The 19,708-nt window shown below is 68.5% G+C and carries 12 protein-coding genes; 8 read left to right on the plus strand and 4 right to left on the minus strand.

The window, feature by feature from the left end; all coding sequences use genetic code 11:
- Window positions 1–193: 193 nt before the first annotated feature.
- Window positions 194–742 (minus strand): Dps family protein, encoded by a 549-nt coding sequence (locus BKE09_RS16945; protein WP_006439098.1) that lies wholly within the window; start codon window positions 740–742, stop codon window positions 194–196.
- 86 nt (window positions 743–828) lie between these two features.
- On the opposite strand from BKE09_RS16945, the gene hrpA reads away from it, so the two are divergent.
- Window positions 829–4,911, plus strand: a complete 4,083-nt coding sequence (gene hrpA / locus BKE09_RS16950) for an ATP-dependent RNA helicase HrpA (protein WP_075677349.1) — start codon at window positions 829–831, stop codon at window positions 4,909–4,911.
- Window positions 4,912–4,986: 75 nt separating this feature from the next.
- Here the strand turns inward: hrpA and BKE09_RS16955 are convergent, their stop codons facing one another.
- The gene (locus BKE09_RS16955; RefSeq protein ID WP_014038196.1) at window positions 4,987–5,511 is read right to left on the minus strand and encodes a hypothetical protein; all 525 of its coding nucleotides are present in this window, start codon (window positions 5,509–5,511) and stop codon (window positions 4,987–4,989) included.
- Window positions 5,512–5,641: 130 nt separating this feature from the next.
- Here BKE09_RS16955 and BKE09_RS16960 point away from each other — a divergent pair, with 130 nt between their 5' ends.
- The 7 genes from BKE09_RS16960 to tsaB all read left to right on the plus strand — a co-directional run bounded on the left by BKE09_RS16960 (window position 5,642) and on the right by tsaB (window position 17,001).
- Entirely contained in the window at window positions 5,642–7,798 is a 2,157-nt protein-coding gene (locus BKE09_RS16960) for a bifunctional (p)ppGpp synthetase/guanosine-3',5'-bis(diphosphate) 3'-pyrophosphohydrolase (RefSeq protein ID WP_075676820.1), read from the plus strand.
- A 30-nt stretch (window positions 7,799–7,828) separates the two neighbouring features.
- On the plus strand, window positions 7,829–9,400 hold the full coding sequence (locus BKE09_RS16965) for a hypothetical protein (protein ID WP_075676822.1): 1,572 nt from the start codon (window positions 7,829–7,831) through the stop codon (window positions 9,398–9,400).
- Between the two features lie 186 nt (window positions 9,401–9,586).
- Entirely contained in the window at window positions 9,587–10,540 is a 954-nt protein-coding gene (locus tag BKE09_RS16970; RefSeq protein ID WP_075676824.1) for a glycosyltransferase family 2 protein, read from the plus strand.
- A 76-nt stretch (window positions 10,541–10,616) separates the two neighbouring features.
- Window positions 10,617–13,058 carry a penicillin-binding protein 1B gene (gene mrcB, locus BKE09_RS16975; RefSeq protein ID WP_075676826.1) on the plus strand — a complete coding sequence of 814 codons (2,442 nt, stop codon included), beginning with the start codon at window positions 10,617–10,619 and terminating at the stop codon, window positions 13,056–13,058.
- A complete protein-coding gene (locus BKE09_RS16980; protein WP_024958765.1) occupies window positions 13,055–13,591 on the plus strand; it encodes a hypothetical protein in 537 nt (178 codons plus the stop codon). The genes mrcB and BKE09_RS16980 overlap by 4 nt, the downstream gene beginning before the upstream one ends.
- A 638-nt stretch (window positions 13,592–14,229) precedes the next feature.
- A complete protein-coding gene (locus tag BKE09_RS16985) occupies window positions 14,230–16,278 on the plus strand; it encodes an ATP-dependent DNA helicase (RefSeq protein WP_075677351.1) in 2,049 nt (682 codons plus the stop codon).
- Window positions 16,279–16,287: 9 nt separating this feature from the next.
- Entirely contained in the window at window positions 16,288–17,001 is a 714-nt protein-coding gene (gene tsaB / locus BKE09_RS16990; protein ID WP_075676828.1) for a tRNA (adenosine(37)-N6)-threonylcarbamoyltransferase complex dimerization subunit type 1 TsaB, read from the plus strand.
- Window positions 17,002–17,669: 668 nt separating this feature from the next.
- Here tsaB and BKE09_RS16995 read toward each other — a convergent pair.
- A complete protein-coding gene (locus BKE09_RS16995; protein WP_075676830.1) occupies window positions 17,670–18,554 on the minus strand; it encodes an energy transducer TonB in 885 nt (294 codons plus the stop codon).
- On the minus strand, window positions 18,554–19,501 hold the full coding sequence (gene gshB / locus BKE09_RS17000) for a glutathione synthase (RefSeq protein WP_014038187.1): 948 nt from the start codon (window positions 19,499–19,501) through the stop codon (window positions 18,554–18,556). Before gshB ends, BKE09_RS16995 begins: the two co-directional genes overlap by 1 nt.
- Window positions 19,502–19,708: the final 207 nt, after the last annotated feature.

The following is a 19,708-nucleotide window of genomic DNA, read 5'->3' on the forward strand; positions in this document are numbered from 1 at the left end:
AGGCGGGGTGGGTCCGGTTGCGGGGGCGTGAGCGCCATGGATGGCGCGACCGAGCCTACATGGACGTATTTACGGCGTCCCCCGCAACCGGACCCACCCCGCCTACCCACAGGAAACCAGCTTTTGACGTTGATGTTGACGTTGATTCGGCGGGTGCAGGGCTGCAAGCCCTGCCGCCCCCCCCCCTCAATCCTTACTGGAGCAGCGAGCGCAGCATCCAGGCGTACTTCTCGTGCGTCTGCAGGCGCTGGGTCATCAGATCCTCGGTCGGGGCGTCGTCACCCTTGGCCGCCACGTCCAGCACTTCACGTGCCGTACGGCAGACCGCTTCGTTGGCGACCACCAACTGGCGTACCATTTCACGCCAGTCCGCACTGTCGGTCAGGCCCGGTTCCTCGGCGATCGAGGTCAACGCAGCGAATTCCCGGTAGGAGCCCGGGGCATTGAAGCCCAGCGCGCGGATGCGCTCGGCCACGTCGTCCAGTGCAGCCCACTGCTCGGTGTACTGCGTCTCGAACATGGTGTGCAGCGAGTTGAACATCGACCCGGTCACGTTCCAGTGGAAGTTGTGGGTCTTCAGGTAGAGCGTGAACGCATCGGCCTGGAAGCGCGACAGGCCGTCGGCGATCTTCTTGCGGTCGCCCTGGGTGATCCCGATATCGATGTTCGGCGCCGACGGTGCCGCCGCTGCAAGCTTCTGCTTGCCGGTCTTGGCCTTGGTCGTGCTCTTGGTCTTCGCCATGGGGTTCCTCCTTGTGGAATCGTTGGCCTTCACAATAAACCGGTCGTGATGACTGGTCGCTTTCAAAGTTTTGAACGAACCGATTGGTGAACTCTATCGATAAAAATCCATCGCCCCGCCTGCGCCAACAGCGTGCCGCCATCGACGGCGCCATGAGCCGCGACCGGGGCCGTTTGCTGGGGATGCTCTCGCGTTGCCAGGCCAAGCCACAGGATGCGGCACTGGCCGCCACCTTCGAGCAGGCCTTGCAGGCATCGGTGCAGCGCCGGATGACACGGGCGCAGCAGCAGCCGTCCATTACTCTGGACCCGCAGCTGCCGATTGCGCGTGAAGCCGACGCCATCATCGGGCTGATCCGCGACCACCAGGTCGTGGTGATCGCCGGTGAAACCGGCTCGGGCAAGACCACCCAGCTGCCGAAACTGTGCCTGGCCGCAGGCCGTGGCCAGGCCGGCATGATCGGCTGCACCCAGCCGCGACGGATTGCCGCACGTGCGGTGGCCAGCCGCGTGGCGCAGGAACTGCAGAGCGAACTGGGCCAGCTGGTCGGCTACCAGGTGCGCTTCAACGACAAGGTCAGCGAAGACAGCCGCATCAAGTTCATGACCGACGGCATCCTGCTGGCGGAGATCGCCAGCGACCGCTGGTTGTCGAACTACGACACGATCATCGTCGACGAGGCGCACGAACGCAGCCTCAACATCGACTTCCTGCTGGGCTACCTGAAGCAGCTGCTGCGCAAGCGCCCGGACCTGAAGCTGATCGTCACCTCGGCCACCATCGACACCGAACGCTTCGCCCAGCATTTCGACAATGCGCCGGTGATCAGCGTCGAGGGACGCACCTACCCGGTGGAAGTGCGCTACCGCGCGCTGGAAGGCGAGGGCGAAGACCAGGGCGAACGCACGGTCAACGACGCCATCGTGTCGGCCATCGACGAGATCACCCGCCTGGATGCGCGCGGCGACGTGCTGATCTTCCTGCCGGGCGAACGCGAGATCCGCGATGCGCACCAGTCGCTGGAGCGCCGCAAGTACCGCAATACCGAGGTGCTGCCGCTGTACGCGCGCCTGTCCAACCAGGACCAGGACCGGGTATTCAACCCCGGGCCGAACCGGCGCATCGTGCTGGCCACCAACGTGGCGGAAACCTCGCTGACGGTGCCGCGCATCCGTTACGTGGTCGATCCGGGCTTCGCCCGCGTCAAGCGCTACAGTCCGCGCAACAAGCTGGACCGCCTGCACATCGAGCCGATCTCGCAGGCCAGCGCCAACCAGCGCAAGGGCCGCTGCGGCCGTATCGCCGAGGGCATCTGCTACCGCCTGTACGCCGAGGCCGACTTCCAGGCGCGGCCGGAGTTCACCGATCCGGAAATCCGCCGCTCCAGCCTGGCCGGGGTGATCCTGCGCATGCTGCAGCTGGGCCTGGGCCGCATCGAAGAGTTTCCGTTCCTGGAAGCGCCGGATGAGCGCGCGGTGGCCGACGGCTGGCAGCAACTGACCGAACTGGGCGCGATCGACGCCGAGCGGCGAATGACCACCATCGGCAAGCAGATGGCACGCCTGCCGGTGGACGTGAAGCTGGCGCGCATGCTGGTCGCCGCGCAGGCCGCCGGGTGCCTGCGGCCGATGCTGGTGATCGCCTCGTTCCTGGGCATCCAGGACCCGCGCGAACGTCCGCCTGAAGCGCGTGGCGCGGCCGACAGCGCGCATGCGCAGTTCGCCGATGGGCGGTCCGAGTTCGTCGGCGTGCTGCGCCTGTGGGACGCCTACCGGCAGGCCCACGAAGACCTGACCCAATCCAAGCTGCGCGACTGGTGCGGTCGTCACTTCCTCGGCTTCCTGCGCATGCGCGAGTGGCGCGAGCTGCACCGCCAGCTGCGCCTGCTGTGCGAGGAACTGGGCTGGAAGGAAGAAGCCAGTGATGCCTCGATGGCACCGCTGCTGGCCGGCAGCAGTGCACCGGCCCCGGCGCGTGATGATGCCGCCGCAGTGAAAGCCACCCGTGGCCAGCTGCACCGTGCCGCGCGGCTGGCCCGCGAGGGCAAGGCCGAAGCCGCGCCGGCACCCGTGGCCGTGCGCGCGCAGAAGGAACAGGCGCCGGCTGGCGGCGGTTTCAGCGAACGCGTGCGTGCTACCGCCTACCAGACCCTGCACCGCGCACTGGTGGCGGGCTTGCCGACGCAGATCGGCCACCGCACCGAGAAAGGTGATTTCCAGGCCCCGCGCCAGCGTCGCTTCCTGCCGTTCCCGGGCTCTGCGCTGTCCAAGCGGCCGCCGCCGTGGCTGCTGGTGGCCAACCTGCTGGACACGCAGAAGGTGTGGGGCATGACCCTGGCCGCGATCGAGCCGGACTGGGTGATCGCCGAGCTGCCGCACCTGCTGCTGCGCAAGCACTTCGACCCGCACTGGTCGCGCGCGCAGGGCCAGGTGCTGGCCTCCGAGCAGATCAGCCTGTTCGGCCTGGTGCTGGCGCCGAAAAAGCCGGTGCACTACGGCCGCATCGAACCGGGCGAAGCGCATGACATCTTCGTGCGCCAGGCGCTGGTGACCGGCGAGATCAACACCCGCGCCAGCTTCGTGGCCGACAACCAGAAAGTGCTGGAGATCGCCCGCGAGGAAGAAGCCAAGCTGCGCCGCGCCGGCATCGTTGCCGACGAGGACTGGCAGGCGCGCTGGTACCTGGACCGGGTGCCGCCGCAGATCCATTCGGCCGCGGGTCTGGATACCTGGTGGAAGGGGCTGGCGCCGGAACAGCGCAAGACCCTGCACTGGTCGCTGGTCGACCTGTTGCCGGGCGAGGGCAGCGAACAGGAGCGCTACCCGAAGTACCTGCCACTGGGCCAGGCACGCCTGCCGCTGCATTACCGCTTCGAGCCGGGAGCCGACGATGATGGCGTCACCCTGGACGTGCCGCTGCACCTCCTCAATGCGCTGGACCCGGTGCAGCTGGGCTGGCTGGCGCCGGGCTTCGTCGCCGACAAGGCCTCGGCACTGATCCGCAGCCTGCCCAAGGCGATGCGGCGCAACTACGTGCCGGCGCCGGACTTCGGCCGCGCGTTCTACGAGGCGTTCCCGCAGCCCAGCGCCGATGCCATCACCGGCGAACTGGCGCGCTTCCTGTCACGCGCCACCGGCGCCACGGTGACCGCGCTCGATTTCGAACCCGGTTCGATCGAACCGCACCTGCACATGAACCTGCGCCTGCGCGACGAACAGGGCAAGGTGCTGGCGACCTCGCGCGACCTCGATGTGTTGCGCGCGAAGTTCGGCGGCCGTGCCGGCGATGCCTTCGCTGCACGTGCCGGCCGCGAGATGGCGGCCGATGGCCTGCGCACGTTCCCGGCGACGCCGATTCCGTTGCAGGTGCCCGGTGAAGCCGGCGTGCCGGCCTATCCGGCGTTGCTGGACGAGGGCGACAGCGTGGCGCTGCGCATCTTTGCCGACCGCCAGCAGGCGCAGGAGGCCCACCCGCTGGGTGTGCGCCGCCTGCTGGAGATCGCGTTGGCCGAGAAGGTGAAGCAGGCACGCAAGCAGTTGCCGGTCGGTGCCAAGACCGGCCTGCTGTATGCCGCCATCGAATCGCAGGAGCGCCTGCGCGGTGACCTGGTCGATGCGGCGATGAACGCAGTGCTGGCCGAGGGCCTGGAAGGCATCCGCGATGCGGCAGCCTTCGAGCAGCGCCGCGAGCACGCCGCCAAGGCCCTGTTCGGCGAGGCGATGTCGCGACTGAAGCTGGCCGAAAGCATCCTGGCGCTGGTAGCGGAACTGAAGCCGATGCTGGAGGCGCCGTTGATGGGCTGGGCGCGCGGCAACCTGGACGACATGGAAGCGCAGCTGGTCGGCTTGATCCACCCCGGGTTCCTGCGTGATACGCCGGCCGATGCGCTGGCGCAGTACCCGCGCTACCTGAAGGCGATGATCCTGCGCACCGAGCGCGCCAAGCGTGATCCGCCGCGCGACCAGGCACGCATGCTGGAACTGCATCCGTTCCTGGAGGCGCTGGAGACCGGCGAGCAGCAGGGGCTGCGCGAGCGGCCGCAGTGGCAGGCCCTGCGCTGGGACCTTGAAGAACTGCGGGTATCGCTGTTCGCCCAGGAGCTGGGCGCACGTACCGGCATCTCGGCGAAGAAGCTGGCGCAGCGGGTGGCCGCACTGCGCCAGGCGTAGACGCGTGCAATGGCCGCCCCATCGGGCGGCCATTGCCGCCGGGCATGGACCCGGCGCGGCTGGAATGCCCGGGTGTTACTTGGCGCGGCGAACCTTCGGCTGCACGTTCACACCGTCCACCTTCATGTACCAGGCCCCCATCACGCCGGGGCGCATGCTGACCTTCGGGGCTTCCTTGCGGCCGCCGGAATAGTGCGTGGCATCGATCTGCTCCCACTCCTGGCCGTTCTGCAGCACGTAGCGGCGGCCCTGGCCGAAGCCACGGAATTCGCCCTGCAGGGTGCTTTCGATCGGCTCGCTGCTGCCGAAGTCGAAGAAGCCGCGGTTCTTCTTGATCACTTCCTGGCGGCCTTCTTCGCGCGCTGCGGCGACGGCCTGGGTGGTGGCCGCCTCCACTTTGCCCTGCAGCCAGCGATTGAGCGTGGCCAGTTCGTTGGCACTGAGCTTTTCCAGGCCGGCGGCCTTGAACTCGGCGGGCGACATCTGCTGCTGCAGGTCGCCCTCCACCACGCGCTGGGCCAGCGCTGGCGCGGAAAGGGACAGCAGCACGGCGGCACAGGCCAGCATCCGGGGACGGACGCGCAGGGCAATCGAAGGCATGGCAGGTCTCTCCTGGGTGTGCTGGCGAGTGTAGCGGCATGTCTTCATGCCGGGTGATGGTGGCCGCGGTGATTGTCCCTGAACGGCGCCGGCGCTAGTGTAGGGGCCTCTGTCTTGCCTGCTCGATGCTGTGAACCGCGCTTCCGTCCCTGGCCTGGATGCCTTGTTGAACCGTCCCTCGGCAGCCGTGCTGCCTGCTCCGCTGCGCCAGGCCCTGCGCGAGCATTGGGAAGCGCCGGACTGCGACCACCAGATGCGCGCCACCTGGTCGGTGCTGGGCGATACCCTCGATGCGCTGGCGATGCTCTCGGCCGACGAGGGAGCGGTGGTGGCAGCATTGCTGTTCGACCTGCCGGGCCTGCGCGCCAGCCTGGACCAGCTGCCGCTGGGCAGCCACAAGGCGGCGGTGATCGGCCTGCTCGATGGCCAGGACGCCGCCGACCCGGTGTGGGCACTGCATGCCGGCCGCGAGGCTGGACGCAACAGTGAAGGCCTGCGCCGGCTGCTGCTGGCGATCATCCGCGACCTGCGCGTGGTGCCGATCCTGCTGGCACGCCAGCTGGCGCGGATGCGCGCGGCCGACAAGCTGGACGAAGAGCAGCGTCGTGCGCTGGCCCAGTTGACCCGCGACATCCACGCGCCCCTGGCCAACCGCCTGGGCATCTGGCAGCTGAAGTGGGAGCTGGAGGACCTGGCATTCCGCCACCTGGAACCGGAGACCTACCGCCGCATCGCACGCGAGGTGGACGAAACCCGCATTGCCCGCGAGCGTTACGTCGAGAACGTCAAGAAGGTGTTGTCGCGCGAGCTGGTTGCCCAGGGCATCAAGGCCGAAGTCAGCGGCCGCCCGAAGCACATCTACAGCATCTGGCGGAAGATGCAGAAGAAGCGGCTGGCCTTCGACCAGCTGTATGACATCCGTGCGGTGCGGGTGATGGTGGACGACGTCGCCGCCTGCTACGCCGCGCTGGGCGTGGTGCACGCGCTGTGGGCGCCGGTGCCGAGCGAATTCGATGATTACATCGCCCGGCCCAAGGCCAATGACTATCGCTCGCTGCACACCGCCGTGGTCGGCCCGGAAGGGCGCACCATCGAAGTGCAGATCCGTACCCACGAGATGCACTCGCAGGCCGAGCTGGGCGTGGCCGCGCACTGGAAGTACAAGGAAGGTGGCAAGGGCGCGGAGAAGTCCTTCGACCGCAAGATCACCTGGATGCGCCAGCTGCTGGAACAGGCGCAGGACGGGCAGGGCAATGAACTGGCCGGGGCGCTCGATGCCGAGCTGACCGAGGACCGGGTCTATGCGCTGAGCCCGAAGGACGAGGTGCTGGACCTGCCGCAGGGTGCTACGCCGCTCGATTTCGCCTACCAGGTGCACACCATGGTCGGGCACCGCTGCCGCGGCGCCAAGGTCAACGGCCGTATCGTGCCGCTGACCTATCGGTTGCGCAGCGGCGACCGCGTCGAGATCCTGACCGGCAAGGAGGCCGACCCGCGCCGCGACTGGCTGATGCCGGCCAACGGCTTCCTGGCCAGCAACCGCTCGCGCGAGAAGGTACGCAGCTGGTTCCACAAGCTCGACCGCGCGCGCAACGTGCAGGCCGGTCGCGAGCTGCTCGAGCGCGAACTGAAGCGGCTGGGCCTGCAGCACTCGGACCTGGCCGTCGCCGCGAAGAAGTTCCATGCCGACAGTGTCGATGACCTGTACATCCAGGTGGCGCTGGGCGATACCGGCCCGAACCAAGTCAGCCGTACGCTGCTGGAAGCGGAGCGTGCCGCCAGCCAGCCGGCGCCCGCGCCGAGCCTGCCGCGGCCGACCGCGCGCCGCGAGAACCTGGGCAAGTCCAAGTTCACCGTGCAGGGCGTGGGCAACCTGCTGGTGCAGCTGGCACGCTGCTGCCAGCCGGTGGCCGGCGAGCCGATCGTCGGTTACCTGACCCGTAGCCGTGGTGTCACCGTGCACCGTGCAGACTGTGCCGCGCTGGCCCGGCTGGCCGCCACCAGCCCGCAGCGCATCCTGCCGGTGGAATGGGGCCAGGCTGGCGGTGGCTATGAAGTGGACGTGGTGGTGACTGCCGTCGACCGCCGCTGGCTGCTGAAGGACATCACCAACCTGATCGCCCAGGAAGACGCCTACGTGCTCGACATCCACAGTGACAACGTGCGCAACAGTGGCCGCGCCCATCTGCGGCTGCGGCTGAAGGTCAGCGACTATGGGCAGTTGTCGACCCTGCTGGGCAAACTGGATGCGCTGCCGGGCGTGAGCGAGGCGCGTCGCCTCGGCTGAGCTTCACGCTGCCCCGGCTACCCTGCACGCATGGAACGCGAGCCCCCGCATCGCCCGCATGGCGCTGAACATCCTGCGCTGGACCGCGTCCGTCGCGAGGGACGTTGGTGGTGGCTGCAGGCGCGCCATGCGCGCCGGATCTGGCGCTGGGCGCTGCTCGCAGCGCTGGCCGTGTTCGTGCTGCTGGTGCTGCTGCGCAAGCCGCTGGCCGACTGGTTCTGGGATGAGCCGCAGATCGAGCAGCTGCTGGCCGAGGGGGATCGTGCACTGGCTGCCGGTCGCCTGAGTGATGCCGATGGCAGTGGTGCGCGCGAGCGCTACCAGGCAGTGCTGGCGCTGGACGGTGATCGCCCGCAGGCGCGCCAGGGCCTGGCCAATACCGGTGCGGCAGCGCTGCAACAGGCGCGCGATCGCCTGCAGGCTGATGACCTGGACGGCAGCGCGCAGGCACTGGCACTGGCGCGTGAGCTGCAGGTGCCGCAGGGCGAAGCCGATGCGGTCGCCCGCCAGCTGCAGGCGCGACGCAGTGCCGGAGCGGGTATTGGTGCGTTGTTGGCACAGGCGCGCAACGCGTTCGCGGCCGGACGACTGGATGACGGCGACAGCAGTGCGTTGCCCTTGTTCCAGCGCATTCTCGCCTTGCAGCCGGACAACCTGCCGGCGCTGGAAGGGCGCGAAGATGCGCTGAGCGATCTGCTGCTGCAGGCGCGCACGCTGGCGGGGCGCGGAGAGCTGGCGGAGGCGGCCGTGATCCTGCGTCGTGCCCGCCAGTTCGATGCTGGTCATGCCGATCTGCCGGCCAGCGAGGAAGCCCTGGCGCGCGCGGTGGACCAGCGCTTGCGGCAGGCGCAGCGGGCACTGCAACGACAGCAGCTGGAAGCTGCGGCCAAGGGCTTCCTGGCAGTGTTGGCGGTGGCTGCCGATGATCCCAACGCCCAGCGCGGGCGTGAGCAGGCGCTGCAGGCGGTGGTGGCACGCAGCCAGAAATCCGCCGACGACTTCCAGTTCGATGCGGCCCAACGTGATGCGGCCCTGGCGGCGGAGCTGGGGGCTTCGCAGGGCATACGCCAACAACTGGCGCAGCGCCTGCAGCGTGCGCAGCAGGCGCAACAGGCCCTGCAGCAGCCCGCGATCAGTACGGCGGAGCGCGAACGCCAGCTGCGCGACCACCTGCGCAGGATCGAGCGTGCCGAGCGTGCAGGGCAGTGGATCAGCCCACCGGGGCACAGCGCGTTCGACGCACTGCGCGAAGCGCAGTCACTGGCGCCCCGCGACGCGCGGGTGAAGGCCGCTGCAGCACGCCTGCTGCCCGCCAGTCGCCGCTGCTTCGACGACAATCTGCGGCAGAACCGGGTACAGGCGGCAGGCGCCTGCCTGCAGGCCTGGCAGACGCTGTCACCGACCGCAGCGGGCCTGCCCTCGGCGCGGCTGCGGTTGGCCCAGCGCTGGCTGGCGATCGGCAGCGAACGGCTCGGCAATGGCGACCTGGCCTTCGCTGCGCACGCCGCCGAACAGGCGCGGTTGCTGCAGCCGGATCTGGCCGAACTGCCGGCGTTCGAAGACCGCCTGCGTCGCGCCGGTGGTGAGCTGCGACCACGCTGATATCGACAGGATTCGTGCAGGTCGTACTGGTCGGGTATAGTCCAGCCGCTGCATCACGCTCAAGCGGTGCAGTGAGTTGTCAGTCTTGCTGTCAATGCTATTGCTGCAGGTTTGGCGGGAGATGGCCTTCGGTCGTTTTCATCGTTTTTCACACAGCCTGCGTTCCGCAGCCAGCGACATGACGTCATGAATCCAGTGATTCCGCAGGGACCCGGTCCGGGGCCCACCTTCGATGCCTCCCTTGTCTGCGCTGTCATCGTCACCTATGGGCCCGAGCCGGACCTGTTGCGGCGGGTGGTTGACAGTGTGCTGCAGCAGGTGGGGCATCTGGTGGTGTTCGACAATGGCAGCACGGGTGTTGATGTCGACGAACTGCTGGCCGGAAAGGGTGGAATCAGCGTGGTTGCCTCAGCGCACAACGTTGGCCTCGGGAGTGCCTTGAACCGGGCCTATGAGCAGGCGCAGGCGCTCGGCTTCGCTTATGTGCTGCTGATGGATCAGGATAGTGTGCTGGCGCCAGGGATGGTGGATGTCCTGGGGACTGCACTGATCGAACTGGCCCGCGCAGAGCGCGTGGCCGCTGTCGGCCCGCAGTTCCGCGATTCGCGCAGTGGCATGCTTGCCCCGTTCGTCCGCTTTGGCTTCCCGTTCAACCACAAGTTGCGAGGGGGGGCGGGCCAGCGCATCTCCTGCGATTTCCTCATCACCTCCGGTTCGCTGGTGCCGATGTCGGCATTGCAGGCTATCGGTGCAATGGACGAATCCCTGTTCATTGACAACCTGGACATGGACTGGTGTTTCAGGGCCAAGCGCCATGGCTATTCCCTGTATGGCATCTGCGACGCGCAGATGACCCATAGCATCGGCGAGGAGCTGCTGCCATCACGTACGAAGCCGGATGGCGTGATCGTGCACAAGCCCTTCCGCCTTTACTTCATCATGCGCAATCGCGTTCTGCTCTATGGGCGTACCTATACGCCACGGGTGTGGATTGCCCAGGATGTGCCGCGCCTGTTGCTGAAGCTGGCAGGCAACGGCCTGTTCCTCGCCCCTCGCTGGATTCGGTTGCGGTTCATGTTGAGAGGGCTGTGGGATGGGCTTCGGGGCAAGGCCGGGCCCCTGCCTCCGGTAAATCACTGAACAGGCAGTTTGGTGAACCTGCCTTGGGGAAATGGGCTGGGGTAGACTCCGCTGACGCCCCTGCCATGCTTCTCCCGTGCCCCGACGCTACGATTCCGACGACATCGACGATTTCGACGACGACGACCAGCAGGACAACGGTCCGCTGTGGCGGCGCCGGCTGATCACCTGGAGCATGGCTGCGGTCGCGTTGGGATTGGGTTTCCTCATTCCCTATACGCTGTACCTGAACCAACAGGTGACCCAGCGTTTCGGTGAACTGCGCTGGCAGATCCCGACGCGCGTGTATGCGCGCCCGCTGGTGCTCACCCCCGGCAAGGCGATGGATGCGTCTACGCTGAAGACCGAGCTGGCCGCCTCTGCCTACCGCGATGACGGGCAGGGCAAGGAGCCGGCCACCTATGCGGTGAACGGCGGGCGCTTTGTCATCTCCAGCCGCGGCTACAACGACGTCGATGGCCGGGTGGCCCCGCGCCGGGTGGAGCTGTCGCTGGCCGATGGCGGCGTGGCCTCGCTGCGCGACGCTGACAACCGCAAGGCGCTGAAGGCCGCGCGGCTGGATCCGGCGCGCATCGCCACCCTGTACGGCCAGAAGCAGGAAGAGCGCCGCCTGATCCGCATGGACGAGGCGCCGGACCTGCTGGTGACCGGCCTGCAGGCAGTGGAAGACAAGGATTTCAACCGCCATCACGGCATCGACCTGTCCGGCATCGCGCGCGCGGTGTGGGTGACGATCCGTTCCGGTGGCCAGAGCCGCCAGGGCGCTTCGACGCTGACCCAGCAGCTGGCCCGCAGCGGCCTGCTCGGCATCGGCAAGGAGCAGACGGTCACCCGCAAGTTCAATGAGGTGCTGTACGCACTGATCATGGAAGCGCGTTATGACAAGCGCACCATCTTCGAGGCCTATCTCAACCAGGTCTACCTGGGACAGCGCGGCAGCCAGGCGATCCATGGCATGTCCTCCGGCGCCGAATTCTGGTTCGGCCGTGACCTGCAGTCGCTGGAGACCGAGCAGATCGCACTGCTGATCGGCCTGGTCAAGGGCCCGTCCTTCTACGACCCGCGGCGCAACCCGGAGCGCGCGCTGGATCGCCGCAACTTCGTGCTGGGCAAGCTGCACGAGGCCACGCTGATCGACGATGCCGAGTACCAGCGCGCGCTGAAGGCACCGCTGGGCGTGCCCAAGACGCCGGGCCTGGTGGCGGCCAACCGCTTCCCCGCCTACGTTGACCTGGTCCGCCGCCAGCTCGGCCATGACTATCCGGAATCGGCGCTGCAGGGCGCGGGCCTGAGCGTGATGACCGGCATGTCGCCGTCCGCGCAGGCCTATGCCGAAGGCGCGGTGACCCGCACCATCAAGTCGCTGGAAAGCCAGCGCCGCCCTGAACTGCAGGCCGGCATGGTGTTGACCGACGTGCACAACGGTGACGTGCTGGCGGTGATCGGCAGCCGCGAGGTGTCCGAGGTCGGCTTCAACCGCGCGATCGAGGCACAGCGCCCGGTCGGTTCGCTGCTCAAGCCGTTCGTGTACCTGCTGGCCCTGGCGCAGCCGGACCGCTATTCGCTGGCCAGCTGGGTGGATGATTCGCCGGTGACGGTGCAGCTCGGCCGCGGCCGCAACTGGAATCCCGGCAACGCGGACAACCGCAGTCACGGCACGGTGCGCCTGATCGACGCACTGGCGCATTCCTACAACCAGGCCACGGTGCGCGTGGGCATGCAGGTCGGCCCCGAGCGCGTGACCCAGCTGATCCACGTACTGGCCGGCATCAAGGCCGAGGCCAACCCGGCGGTGATCCTCGGCTCGACCGACCAGAGCCCGTACGCGATGGCGCAGCTGTACCAGTTCCTTGCGTCCGGCGGCGAGATCCAGCCGCTGCACGCGGTGCGTGGCGTGCTCGATCCGCAGGGCAAGCTGCTCAAGCGATACGACAAGACCCCGGCACCGGCGCAGGAAGGCGATTCGATTGCCGCCAACCTGATCAGTGTCGGCCTGCAGCAGGTGGTCGCCAGCGGTACCGCGCAGCGGCTCAATGCCGATGGCCTCGGCCGCCTGCAGCCCGCCGGCAAGACCGGCACCACCAACGATGGCCGTGACAGCTGGTATGCCGGCTACACCGGCGATCATCTGGCGGTGATCTGGATCGGCAACGATCAGAACGAGCAGGCCGGTCTGTATGGCGCCACCGGCGCGATGCGGGTCTGGTCGGGTATCTTCCAGCGCCTGCCGAGCGCGCCGCTGCGGGTCAGCAACAAGGGCCTGGACTGGCAGTCGGTGGCACCCACCGGCCTCAACAGCACCGACGAAGGCTGCCCCGGCGCGCGTCGTTTCCCGTTCGTGGTGGGCTATGCACCGGCCTATGCGCCGTGCGCACCGGCGGTGTCGCCGGATGGGCAGGGCGGGGCCGAAGGCGAGGGCGGTGGCTGGCGCAGCTGGTTCGGCCTGGACCGCAAGCCGGAAGCACCTGCCGAACCTGCCGCGGCACCCGCCGCCGCTACTCCTCCCCCGAGCCGATGATGCCGATGAACATGCGATCCCTGCTGCAGCCCCTGGCCCTGACCGGCCTCAGCCTGGCCCTGGCCGCCTGCGTGAGCAGCGCACCGCCGGTGGTCAAGCCGGTCGACACCACCACGCCGGCGCAGCGCCTGGCTGCCGTGGATGCAGCCGCAGGCCCGGACGACAAGGAACTGTCGGTGCAGCCGCTGCGTGATTCGCAGGTGGAAGACCTGCGGTTGACCGCACAGGCGCAGCGCCGGGCAAACGATCTGGCCGGCGCGGCCAGCAGCCTGGACCACGCGCTGGAGATCGTGGCCGGCGACCCGGCGGTTTTGCAGGAACGTGCCGAGCTGGCACTGCTGCAGGGCCAGTGGGCACAGGCGGAGACGTTCGCGCGCAAGGCGGTGGATCTGGGTTCGAAGACCGGGCCGCTGTGCCGCCGGCACTGGGCGACGATCGAGCAGTCGCGCCTGGCGCGGGGCGAGAAGGAGAATGCGGTGTCGGCGCATGCGCAGCTGGAAGGCTGCACCGTGCCGGGGATCAAGCGGTACTGAGGTATTCCACTCCATCGGGCGCTGCCCCCTCTGCGGCAAGCGCTCGCACTGATGGATGGTCGTGATGGGCCGTGTGGGTGGGGCGTGCAGGACACGCCGTAAACCCATCCCTGGGGGCTCGATGGCGCCTTGCTCGTGTGCGCTGTCCTGCGCACACGGCAAGACCGGGGTTGGGCGTCCTGCCCAACCCTCCCGAGGCATGCCTCGGGCCCATGGCGCCAACGGTCCTGCACGCCCCACCCACCCGGTCCGCCATACATCGCGCGGGCCGCAGGCAAGAACAAAATCAAAATCAAAAGCGGGTCGCGCGCTGCGCGCGCTCGCTGCCATTTCTTTTCTTCTTTCCCCGTTACTCCCATCGCTTCTGAGCTGCCAGTCGAGCAGGCTCGGCTTTGCGAAGTCTGTCCCTCCGTCACCGGGAAACTGTCGAAGGCGGGGGACTGTGGGTTTGCGGGGTGTCCGCGGCATGGATGCCGCGGCCAAGCCCCCAGGGACGGGTTTACGGCGTCCCCGCAAACCCACAGTCCCTCGCCAGTCCCGAGTACAACCCAGAGCCATGAACACCGCTGTTGCTGTTGCTGGTGCTCCGGCTTGAAACGGGTGCCGGGCAGCGCCCGGCCGGGTATCCTTTCCCTCTGATGTCCGACCTTGTCCATGCCAGCCGCGAAGCCCTCAGCGAAGGCGGCGCGCTCGCCTCGCACCTGGATGCCTTTGTCCCGCGTCCGGCACAGCTGCACCTGACCGAGGCCATCGCCGATGCGCTGCAGCAGCGGGACCTGCTGCTGGCCGAGGCCGGTACCGGCACCGGCAAGACCTTCGCCTATCTGGTGCCGGTGCTGCTGTCCGGGTTGCGCACCATCATCTCCACCGGCACCCGCGCGCTGCAGGACCAGCTCTACCACCGCGACCTGCCGCGCGTGCGCCAGGCGCTGGGCGTCGGCCTGCGCAGCGCGCTGCTGAAAGGGCGCGCGAATTACCTGTGCCGCTACCGACTGCAGCAGGCGCGGGGCGAACCGCGGTTTTCCAGTCCCGAGCAGGCCGCGCAGTTCCAGCGCATCCTGGCCTGGTCCGGCCGCTCGGAGTTCGGCGACATCGCCGAACTGGAAGGCCTGGCCGATGACTCGCCGCTGCTGCCGATGGTCACCTCCACCGTCGACAACTGCCTGGGTACCGATTGCCCGTTCTGGGATGACTGTTTCGTGGTGCGTGCGCGCCAGCGTGCGCAGGCGGCCGACGTGGTGGTGGTCAACCATCACCTGCTGCTGGCCGACCTGGCACTGAAGCAGGATGGCTTCGGCGAGTTGCTGCCGGGGGCGCAGGCCTTTGTCATCGACGAGGCGCATCAGCTGCCCGAGTTGGCCGCGCAGTTCTTCGGCGAAGGCTTCGGCATGCGCCCGTGGCAGGAACTGGGCCGCGACTGCCTGGCCGAAGCACGCGGCGTGGGCGGTGCGCAGTCGGCCCTGCAGGAGCCGGTCGACCAGTTGCAGCAGGCGTTGCTGGCGTTGCGTTCGGTGATGGACGGGCTGCCGCCACGTGGTACGCAGTGGCGCGCGCTGGCCATGCCACAGGTGCGCGATGGATTCGATACGGTGATGGCCGGCCTGGTGACGCTGGAGCAGGCATTGCAGCCGCTGCGCGAAGCGGCGGCGGGTCTTGATGCCTGTCATGCGCGGGCGCGCGAGGCGGTGTCGCGGCTCCAGCGCTGGCTGGGCGATGATGAGCCCACCCTCGATTTCGATACCGATCCGACGGAGACTCCCCGTGCGGCCGATGTGCTCTGGTATGAGCTCACCCCGCGGGGGTTCCGCTGCCAGCGCACGCCGATGGATGTGTCCGGCCCGCTGCGCGAGCATCGCGAGCGCAGCCGCGCGGCATGGATCTTCACCTCGGCCACGCTGACCGTGGGCGGTGGCTTCGACCACATCGCCACCCGCCTGGGCCTGGACGATCCGCACACGCTGGTCCAGCCGAGTCCGTTCAACTGGCCCGAGCAGGCGTTGTGTTACCTGCCCGAAGGGCTGCCCGATCCGGCGGCGCGCGGATTCGGCACTGCGCTGATCCAGACCTTGCGGCCGGTACTGCAGGCCTCGCAGGGCAGGGCGTTCCTGCTGTTCGCTTCGCACCGTGCATTGCGTGAGGCCGCCGAGGCACTGCGCGACGGGCCGTGGCCGTTGTTCGTGCAGGGTGAGGCGCCGCGTGCGACGCTGCTGCAGCGCTTCCGCGAATCGGGCAATGGCGTGCTGCTGGGCTCGGCCAGTTTCCGCGAGGGCGTGGACGTGGTCGGCGAAGCGCTGAGCGTGGTGATGATCGACAAGCTGCCGTTCGCGGCACCGGATGACCCGGTCTACGAGGCGCGGCTGGAGGCGATCCGCAGCCAGGGCGGCAACCCGTTCCGCGACGAACAGCTGCCGCAGGCAGTGATCGCACTGAAACAGGGTGTCGGCCGCCTGATCCGCAGCGAAAGCGACCGTGGCGTGCTGGTCTTGTGCGACCCGCGCCTGCTCAACCGTGGCTATGGCCGGGTCTTCCTTGAATCGCTGCCGCCGTTCCGGCGCACCCGCAGCCTGGCCGATGTGCAGGCCTTCTTTACGCCACAATGGCTGCCCGTGGCCGATGATGCGGCTGCCCCGGCCGCCGTTGCGGCAGGGCCGGAGCCGGCTCCCGGTGCCACGTTCCCCTTGTTCTGACCTGATCCGATGAAACTGCTCGCCTTTGAAACCGCCACCGAAGCCTGTTCCGTTGCCCTGCATGTCGATGGGCAGGTGCTGGAACGCTTCGAGATCGCCCCGCGTCGGCACGCCGAACTGAGCCTGCCGTGGGCCGAGGCGCTGCTGGCCGACGCCGGCATCAGCCGTCGCCAGCTCGATGGCATCGCGCTCAGTCGCGGTCCGGGGGCGTTCACTGGCGTGCGCCTGGCGATTGCCATCGCCCAGGGCATCGCACTGGCACTGGACCGCCCGCTGCTGCCGGTCTCGACGCTGCAGGTGCTGGCGCTGCGGGCACCGGCGGAAGAAACGCAGATCCTGTCGGCGATCGATGCGCGGATGGGTGAACTCTACGTCGCACGTTTCGAGCGGGTGGACGGCCTGCCGGTCGCGCGCGATGCCGAGCGCGTATGCGCGCCTGCCGCGGTGGCGCTGCCGGAAGGGCTGTCCGCCTACGGTGTGGGTACCGGTTTCGGCGCAGCCGAGGGCGCACTGGTGGCGCAACTTGGGGCTGGCCTGCGTGGATTCGATGCCGCCGCATTGCCGCGTGCGTCGGACGTACTGGCACTGGCGGTGCCGGCCTTCGCGCGCGGTGAAGCCATCGCACCGGAGAAGGTCGAGCCGGCCTACCTGCGCGACAACGTGGCACTGACCCTGGTCGAGCAGCAGGCGGCGCGCGAGGCGAAGGCGAAGGCCAACGGCTGAGCCCCTCGTGGCGGGGGTGGTTGCGTAGATCAAAAGCCGCGTTTGGCCGGGCGGGGTGGGTTCGCGGGGGACGCCGTGAACTCGTCCCTGGGGGCTTGGCCGCGGCATCCATGCCGCGGACACCCCCGCGAACCCACCCCGCCCGACCTCTGACAGTTTCCGTGTGCGTCCGCCACGGAAAATCAAAAAAAAGAAAATTCAAAGTCAAAAGCGGATCGCTTCGCTCGCATCCACGCGTGGCGTGGATGTGTGTCGACCAGGGTCGACACCTACCAACGGCGGAGCGGGACGCGATGCGCCGGGATCTGTCAGAGGTGGGGCGGTGTGGGCTTGCAGGACCGTTGGCGCCATGGGCCCGAGGCATGCCTCGGGCGGGTTGGGCAGGACGCCCAACCCCGGTCTTGCCGTGTGCGCAGGACAGCGCACACGAGCAAGGCGCCATCGAGCCCCCATGGGTGAGGGCGCTTTGCTTGCGAAGCACTGCTTCGCAAGCGCCCGAACGCACAGCCGCCAGCGGCTGGGCCGGACCGCGGAGCGGGGTTTACGGCGTCTCCTGCAAGCCCACACCGCCCCGCCAGGTCCGGCATCTCCGCCGCCGCTTCTGATGTTGCTTCGGTTGTGGCCGTCGCCTCTGCGGGTCCCGGGCCGCAGGCCCGGGCAACAAAACCCTACCGGTCGTCGTGCAGGGTGCCACCGGGCAGGAACACCCACGTGCGGGTGACCTGCAGGATGTCGATCTCGTCCTCGGTCTTCGGCAGCGGCGGGAACGGCTGCGCCAGCTGCACCACCCGCAGCGCCGCCTCATCCAGCAACGGCGTCCCGCTTGAACGCAGGATCCGGCTGCTTTCCACGCTGCCATCGCGGCGCACGCCCACGCTGATCACCACCTGGCCGCCGAGCCGGCGCTGCCGTGCCTCGTCCGGGTAGTTCAGGTTGCCCACGCGCTCGGCGCGGTCGACCCAGGCGCGCAGGTAGTTGGCATAGGCATATTCGCGCGTGCTGGCCGACACGAACTTGCGGTTCGGGCGCTTGGCGTACTGCGCGGAACGCAGATGCACCTCGGCCGCCAGCCGTGCCATCTCGGCGTCGCGCTGTTCGCGCGCGGTCAGCGGTGCATCCGCTTCGGGCTGCTCCGGTGTCGGCCGCGGCTGGGCCTGGGCCACCGTCTCTTCGCCATTGCGGCTGCTCACCACGCGTGCCTGCGGCGGCGGAACCGGCGCGGCCGACTGCTGCTGTTGTGGCACTGGGCTCAGCCCAGCCTGCGCCTGCGGCACGATGCCGGCCTGGTTGTCGCGCGGGCGCTGCGCACGGTCGTGCTCGCCACCACCTTCCTGGCTGGCAGCGGCAAGGAAATCGGCCTGCTTCGGCGTCAGTGCGGTGCGGGTCTGGCTGAAGATCACCTCCAGCGTCGGCACCAGCGGTGCGTCGCCCTTCACCGCAAAACCCACGCCCAGGATCAGCAGGGCGTGGACCAGCACCGACAGCGCGATGGTCGCGCCCAGCCGTTGCGCTTCGCGCGGCGGCGGGGGCAGGACGGCAGGTGCGGCCGCCATCAGCGCAGGCCGGCCTCGAGCGCGTCGAACAGGGTGCCGGCGATGTTCAGGCCGTACTGCGCGTCCAGCTCGCGCACGCAGGTCGGGCTGGTCACGTTGACCTCGGTCAGGTAATCGCCGATCACGTCCAGGCCGACGAAGCGCATGCCACGACGCTTCATCTCCGGGCCAACCTGGCCGGCGATCCAGCGGTCACGCTCGCTCAGCGGGCGCCCTTCGCCCCGGCCGCCGGCCGCCAGGTTGCCGCGGAACTCGTCACCCTGGGGAATGCGCGCCAGGCAGTAGTCGACCGGTTCGCCGTCGACCAGCAGGATGCGCTTGTCGCCGGCCGTGATGTCGGGAATGAACTTCTGGGCCAGCGCCAGCTTGCGGCCGCCGTCGGTCAGGGTTTCCAGGATCACGTTCAGGTTCGGATCGCCCTGGCCGCTGCGGAAGATCGAGCGGCCACCCATGCCATCCAGCGGCTTCAGCACGGCCTGGCCGTGTTCCAGGGCGAAGGCCTTCAACGCCTTGGCATCGCGGCTGACCAGGGTCGGCGGGCAGCACTGCGGGAACAGCAGGGCGGCCAGCTTCTCGTTGTAGTCGCGCAGGCCCTGCGGGTTGTTGACCACGCAGGCACCGGCAGCGGCGGCCACGTCCAGCACCTGGGTGTCGTAGATGTACTCGGCGTCGACCGGCGGGTCCTTGCGCATCAGCACGATCTGGCCGGGACCGAACTCGGTACGGCTGAACGCGCCCAGCTCATACCAGCCGGCCGGGTCGTCGCGAACCTGCAGCGGTGCGGTCTGGGCCACCGCCACGCCACCTTCCAGGGCCAGCCCGCCCGGCCGCACGTAGTGCAGGGCATGGCCGCGGCGCTGGGCTTCCAGCAGCATGGCGAAGGTGGTGTCCTTGGCGATCTTGATGTGGGCGATGGGGTCCATCACCACGATGACGTTCAACGGCATGGGCGCACCTGTCAGGCAAGGCGTTGATGGTAGCGGCAACGCCGGCCGCGCGCCTCCCCGCCGTACTGCAACGCAGCGTCCGCCTGCCGGCAGCGCAGTCATTGCGAACCCGGTCACGTTCAGCCGGGCGCCACCCCCTGCGCGGTAAGCCGGCCTTGAAGCGGGCGCGGAAAGTGCGATATAGATACGCTTTCGCAGCGGCTCCCG

The organism is Stenotrophomonas sp. TD3, from assembly GCF_001939825.1.
In the GTDB taxonomy this organism is placed as follows: Bacteria; Pseudomonadota; Gammaproteobacteria; order Xanthomonadales; family Xanthomonadaceae; genus Stenotrophomonas.